4 protein-coding genes are annotated in these 7,263 nt (G+C 46.5%); 1 reads left to right on the plus strand and 3 read right to left on the minus strand.

The features are described 5' to 3' along the window. Positions 1-543: 543 nt before the first annotated feature. Positions 544-789: a DUF6520 family protein gene (locus KI659_RS18350; protein ID WP_213946847.1), complete on the plus strand. Its 246-nt coding sequence runs from the start codon at positions 544-546 to the stop codon at positions 787-789. 43 nt (positions 790-832) lie between these two features. Here the strand turns inward: KI659_RS18350 and KI659_RS18355 are convergent, their stop codons facing one another. The 3 genes from KI659_RS18355 to KI659_RS18365 all read right to left on the minus strand — a co-directional run bounded on the left by KI659_RS18355 (position 833) and on the right by KI659_RS18365 (position 7,201). Next, entirely contained in the window at positions 833-2,182 is a 1,350-nt protein-coding gene (locus KI659_RS18355) for a RagB/SusD family nutrient uptake outer membrane protein (RefSeq protein WP_213946848.1), read from the minus strand. Between the two features lie 163 nt (positions 2,183-2,345). Further along, positions 2,346-5,576, minus strand: a complete 3,231-nt coding sequence (locus KI659_RS18360; protein ID WP_213946849.1) for a SusC/RagA family TonB-linked outer membrane protein — start codon at positions 5,574-5,576, stop codon at positions 2,346-2,348. A 5-nt stretch (positions 5,577-5,581) separates the two neighbouring features. Beyond that, a complete protein-coding gene (locus tag KI659_RS18365) occupies positions 5,582-7,201 on the minus strand; it encodes a TlpA family protein disulfide reductase (RefSeq protein WP_213946850.1) in 1,620 nt (539 codons plus the stop codon). Positions 7,202-7,263: the final 62 nt, after the last annotated feature.

The raw sequence follows: 7,263 nt of genomic DNA on the forward strand, positions 1-7,263 counted from the left end.
GCAACCCGGGGCAAATAACTACAAGATAATCAACAACCCTGTAAGGGTTGAACTATATACGTAATCTTAATTATTGCCTAGGAGTACCTAACAAAACCATTCGGCCTCCGGGCCTCCCCGCCCCTTCCTATGTGAGGGTCAGAAGCTCACAAAACCGGGCGGGGAAAAAAAACTTATATAGAAGTCTGAAGGACTTCAACTATGAGTAACCCCGGGTGGCAACCCGGGGCAAATAACTACAAGATAATCAACAACCCTGAAAGGGTTGAACTATATACGTAATCTTCGGCGCAGACGGTTAAAGTTTAAAACCGAGGCCCGTAAACCATAAACCATAAACGTCCTCGGAGAGGACAATAACCTTTAAACTAAGAGCCTATGGATCCATAATAATACGTCAGTCTGGGATGCTGCCAGGCAGCTACCGGGCACCAGCAGGGGGCATAAGAAAATCCGGCCGCCCCTCTCCGAAGAGCGCTCCTCCCCTGCCCGGGAGAAAGCTCAAAGCGACCGGAAATAGTAATTAACCATAATTATAAAGTTATGAAAAAAATCGTAAAATCGCTCCCAGCCCTAGGATTGGCGCTGGCAGCAACAATGGCATTTGCATTTAACATGCCATCAAAAACGAATCAGGTCAAATTCGCCGACCATCCTACCTTAGGTCCAATAAATGTTACAAACTGGACACTTGGAGAGGATTATGAATGTGATTCTGGAGACCAATGCACCTATGACGAAAACGGAATGACAGTGGAGCAAGGAGCTTTCATACCATTGCGTGAGTAGTAAGGGAAATAAGGTGATGGAATTTTTCCATCACCTTTATTACTTACCTGGGATTCTGCTCCATATTATTTAAAATCACCTCCTCCATAGGTAAGGGAAATACATATCGGGGGTCATTCGGCAATAATTCATATTCCACCCCATCAACAATCCTTCTCAATACCCTGCCATAAATGCCTTCCCTGTTCAACCGCTTCAAGTCCAACCAATTTACCCCCCGGTGGATCAGTGACTTACTTCGTTCGGCAACAACCAAAGACATGGGATCATCTATGGAATCAGCTGTATAATGTTCAAATGTCCCCGTCAAATACCGGTGATCGAGCAACTCATTTAATGCCTCGATCCCCTCTTCCACCTGCCCCAACCGAATAGAAGCCTCTGCATAATTTAGATACATCTCATCCAGGGCAATCCCCCCAAACCATCTAAACATTCCCGAATACTGCCCCCTGAAACTTTTTCCAGTAGGCCTATCGATAAAATACAAGCTCTTTCTCAGATCACCGTCTTCGTATTTATTATACATGGCAGTATCAACCAATGTAGTCACCCTCGAAAATGTGGCAGAATGAACCAAACTGGCATGAAATACCACCTCACTGTTATACCTTTCAAATGGGTAAAGGATAGAACTATTGAGCAGATTATAGTCCATTAATGAGTAAGGCCCCGTCAATACTGAATCTGCATAAAACCTGCTCATCTCATAATTGCCCATACTATGATAGATCCTGGACAGCAACCCGTACACGGCATATTTGGAGGGTCTGGTTTTGATTGCCGAAAAGTCGGGAAGGTCTGAAATCGCATCTTCCAGATCCATTAAAATTTGTTCATAACTTTCCCCAAGCGTACTTCTAACAGGCCTTTCCAGTACATTTTGGCTCAACTTTAACGGAATACCCAGCTCTCCTACATGCGCGGGATCATACTGTCGTGCAAATATGGACACAGCATTATAGTGACCGAGCCCCCTAAAGAATCTTGCACTAGCTACTATTTCCTTAATTTCTGCATTGTCAGGATCGCTTTCCAAAAACTCCAATGCTTTTTCCAAAACCACATTGGCAAAGTACACAATCTGGTAACACGACCTCCAGTCTCCAGGAAACTCCCCCTCATATATTTCAGGTTGCCAAGTATAGGCATTCCTTTCAACTGCGTTGGTAAGACTGTTATAAGCCTCTATTGGAAAGTAAATGTCATCTGAACTGAATACCCCCATGGAAGGTACAAAATTCAGAACTTCAGAATTGTCCAGCATCAGGTTAAGGTCATCTATGGTACCCGGAACCACTATGGACTTATCCGGTCTCTCGTCCAAGAAACCCTCACAACCGACTAGCACTACCGAAAGGAAGATGATGATAAAGTATATATGTTTTTTCATGATATTAGATGTTAAATGTTAAGGAGTTCAATGTTTAAAGTTCATGGTAAAAAACCAACCGTTAACCGTGAACTGTGAAAAGTATAAACACCCCGCCCGCCGGAACCGTATAACTAAACCTTATGAAGAAAGTACGGCGGAACGGGGATATTTATGACTTTATTCAGAGATCAACCCGTATCCCAAAGGCAATGCTTCTCAGGGGCCGGCTTATTGGAAAATCCGGGTCCAATGGGTCATCACTGGCTTTCCAAAGGATGCCAAGATTGTTGGCATAGGTATAAACTTCCGCACGTTCAAATGGCAGCCTAGGAAGTTTGCTTTTACGCAACATATAAGAGAACCGAACATCCTGAAGCCTTATATGGTCACCCCGTTCTACCAAAATCTCTGAAAAACGGTATATGTTATCCCTGCTGATATTCACGGCAGAAGGGATCGAGGGCACATTAGTTATAAGTTCATCACCAGGTTGATGCCACCGGTCAGAGAAATCCGCATGAGAAATCCTGCCTGCCAATACTTCATTGTACAATACAGAATTCCGCCTGTAGAAATAACCCAGCCTGTAACTGATGTTGACCGATAATGAAAAATCACCTACTGAAAAATCATTTCTCACCGCACCAAATACTGGCGGCCTGGCAGGGCCATGGTATATCATATCCCCAACCTCGGTATTGTTGATAACCCCGAAATAATTGTTGCTGGGTTCACCGTCCAGATATCCCCTAGGGTCTCCCGTAACAGGATCCAGACCTGCCCAAGGAAGGCTATAAACTGAGTAAAGTGGTCTACCTACCAGAGGATAAGCATTTATTGATCCCATTGCACCGCTGCCATGCAGCAAATAATTATTGACCGTGGCCTCAAAGAAATACCCGGTGATTTTTTCCCTTACCAGATTGCCTATCAGGGTCCCTGTCCATTTTAATCCCTTATCCAATATGAGGGTATTCAACACCATATCAATTCCCTGGCTTCTGGAAGTGGATGTGTTTCCCCTAAACCTGATCACCCCACTGGATGGTGCCATTTCGGTATCACCGATCAAATCCTCTCCATATTTGTCAAAAAAATCAATACTGCCCCAAAACCGGCCATTTCCATATTCAAAATCAAGTCCCAAATTGGTAACCCGCGTCTTCTCCCACCTTAACATGGGATTGGCCGGATTTTGGATCAAACTATAGGGCAGGCCCGGATTGATTGTACCTGAACCCCCCACAATACTGGAAGAGGTCACCTCCGCTGTCAGTCTTTTATCTACGTTGCCATTATAGCCGAAAGTACTTCTGAGCTTTAAAAAATTGAATTTTTGATTTTGCAGAAAGTCCTCGTTCGAAAGCACCCAGCTGCCTCCCACAGACCACAGCGGCACTCCCCTCATATTGGCCTCAACCCCAAATAGATTGGATTGATCTTTTCTCATGCTTGCCGAAAGACCGTATTTTTCGTTGTACAGATATGACCCATTGAAATAATAGGAGACAAACCTGTCCGTAAGATCGGTATGGGCTAGGCCGTGAGGTATCGTGTTAAGCTGGCCGGGATTGTTGTACATCGGAAACCGGCTTACATAATCCACTGGCAGACTCATGGCCAGATTGGGGTTATAGCCGTAAAATCGATTGGAATTGCCACGGGTTTCCAGATCCTTGACTTCCCATCCCCCCAGTAAATTGATATCATGTACCTGACCAATTATTTTTCTGTATCGCAGCTGCCCCCTAAGATTATGGCTTTGCGAAAACCTGTTGTTCCGGTTTGATATAGCCCCCAGCGGAATGTGCCGCACCAGTTCCGTCCCCACGGTTTCAGTATATCTATTAATCAAGTTTCTGGTAAAATAACTATCCGCGTCCCAAACCGTACCCGCATCCCTGTCATTTTGCCAATACTGATACTGAACCTCCGCATCCAATCCCGCCAGAATATTATATGAGGTTTGCAGATTTACCCGGATATCCGTGCTTTCCATATGCTCACGCTGCCTCCCCAGATCTTCAAGCGGTATATATTGCCAATCCAACAGCCCCTGGTCTCTGGCCCCATTTACAAATCCCTGCCTATAATCCCGGATTATAGATTGCGGCCTACCCTGATCATCGACTAACCTTGCATAAGGATAAGCAGGATCAATGGACTCAAAGGTTACTTGGGAAGGCCCCTCATTACCCGATGTTCTGAGGTCTCTGACCAGATAAAGGCCCGTTCCCACTTTTAGCCTGCCTTTCATGCCCGTCCAGGTGTTTTGGGCCGAAAGCGTAATCCTGTCCTCATTGTTGTGGGTAAAACCGGTGGTATTGTTATCATACCCTGCCGAGTAGGCATAGGTACTGGACTTGGTCCCTCCCTGAATATTGGCCGCAATTTGATAGAGATTGCGCGGTCTCAAATAATACCGGGACAAATCATGCCTGACATCCCTGCTTCCCAGCTCACTTCTGATGGCTCCCAACTCTGAGTCGGATATCAGGCCATCCCTGTGCCTTATCATGCTTTCTACATAAGGAGTTAGCGCACGGTTGTCAATAGAACTCTCCCTGGCATTGTAAAACCCCCTGCCAAACAACAGCTCCTCCACCTCAAGGAATTCCGGGGTGGACATTCTCGGATTGTACCACAGATCATCCTGCTGGGTAGTAGTAAAATTTGTGTTGATACTTACGCGAAGAGGCCGTTCCAGTCCTCCCTTTTTCGTCGTGATCACAATTACACCGTTTCCGGCCCTGGCTCCCCAAATGGATGCTGCAGCGGCATCCTTCAGTACCGTCACCGATTCCACATCATTGGGATTGATATTTTCTAGGGGACCGTCATAAGGAAAATTATCGATAATGATCAGTGGCTGTGAATTGGCAAATATGGTATTTCGCCCTCTTATGCTGAGTGGGTCCTGCGGGGAACCGGTCCTGTTGAAAACCAATCCCGGGGTGACATCCTCCAGCCGGTCCAAGATATTGTTGCCCACCCTTCTATCCACAAGCTCGTTGTCCAAATAGGAAAACGAACCCGTCATTCTCTCCTTTGGCAACTCAAGGTATCCTGTGGAAACCACCTCCACCATCTGGAGCGCATTCTCACTTTCCTGAAGCGCAAATACCAATTCATTTTCGCGGGGAAAATCAACCCTCCTTACCAGCTGTTCAAATCCCACGTAATCCACCGTGAGCGTATACGATCCGGCCTCCAGATTCAAAATAAAACTTCCCTCCTCATCACTCACTGCCCCCAAATCCCGGTTTTGGATCCTTATTACCGCCCCGGGCAACCCCTGCCCATTTACGGCATCCACTACCGTACCTCTGAAGGTCCGGTCGCTACGGGTCTGCCCCATTGTTGTCAGACAACTGAGGCAAACCAAAATTTTAATCAGTAATACTCTTTTCATATCAGTTATTTTAAGGTTAAAGATTTATCATTGACTGCTTCCATGATGAGCTTTTTCATATCCTCAGGGTCGTAGGATATCTTTCCGGACCGGAAGACACGGCCTTCAGCATCAAGTATCAGGATGAAGGGGTATCCCGAGATGGCATTTTTGATAAGAAAGGGGTGCCTCCCCCCATATCCATCCGTATGCAGATTTACGGCATCACTACTGGTATATTTTCCGGTAGAAAGACTCTTGAGCCAGGTATCCCTTTTTTTGTCCACCGACACGGTCACCACCTCCACATCTGGATTGTCAGCAAATTCCTCTTGTATATGGGAAAGGGTATTCTTGTAGAACCCTAGACAGGCGCTGCAGCCGCTTATCCAAAAATCCAACACCACCACTTTCCCCTCAAAATCCTTCCACGTGACAAGGGAACCCTGCTCATCCACAAACTCAAAATCCATCACAGCACCTCCTGCTTTGCGGTTGGCCACAAACGTATCCAAGTCTCTCAATACCCTCTCACTCTCCACATGCATTCTTGCCCGATGGATTTCCTCCTCGGCGGATGCTATAGAATTAAAAAACCGGATCAGGCGGCCCGCTATTGCCTTGTCCCGCGCGATGGAGGGAGGGAGACTGTATAAGGATTTTATTGCTTCTCCACTTTCCGCTTTGGCACTGGTCCTAGACCATTGTACTATCAGATCTATGTAGGCAGGAACAACCCCGAGTATGCTTTCCTCCACACCGTAATCCGGCAGGGCCCCATACCGGCTATTGAAATATGAAAGTGCATGACCCCTGATGCCCGAGGGATCCGTTTCGGTATTAAACTGTAGCGCTAGCTCAATCTTGGCCAAAATCCTAAGATCCCGCTCCGCTGTGGCAGCCACTTCCATTGCCTTAAATTCGGAGGCTGAAAAGACCTCCTCAAACCTGGATAGCTCCTCGAGCAGCCCCCTGAGTTTTGACTCCTCGATTTTTACCACTTCCCCGATCGGTTCGGTACCCGGGCTAAATATTCTGGACTCACGGTGGGGAACGGCATTCGCATTTTCAAAATTTTTAAGCTGGAATTCATCCGCATACACCTGCTCCCTATCGGTAATCAGGGATAAGGGATGGTCCAGAATCTGGTTTCCCTTATAGGCCTTCAGATAGGATTGGGCAAAAAGCTTTTTACCTGCCGGCCCTCCAAAATTCAATGTCAGGGAAGGCATATTAATCTTGACATAGGCAGTGTCTCCGGGAGACATAAGATAGTTGTCCATCAGCGTTCTGCCCGGTTGGAAGAAACTGACAAAAATTGGATCCGCCACGGGAGGGGACACCCAGGTAAAACTCCGTGTATTGGCTGGAACCTGGCCCAGATAGATATTCCCTTTTTCAAGTGCCAGGGGCTCGTTAACTATCCCAGTGCCAACAAAAGCATCATAATAATAGTCCAGATAGGCTTTCACACTTAGCTCTTCAATAGGCCCGAAAGACACTATCTCACCATACACCACCACCGGCGCCCCCTCCGTCTTGGAGGAGACTTTCGGGTGAGCGGCAACTTCCTGCCCTACTACTATTTCTACTCTCCCAATTAGACATACCAGTCCCAGGAAGAAAAAGATCATTCTTTTTTTCATCGTATAATTCGTTAATATTTACCGTAAATAATTCCCCCGTTAGAAGCGCTTGTCCCGAGAGC

The organism is Litoribacter ruber (genome assembly GCF_018449405.1).
GTDB classification, from domain to species: domain Bacteria; phylum Bacteroidota; class Bacteroidia; order Cytophagales; family Cyclobacteriaceae; genus Litoribacter; species Litoribacter ruber.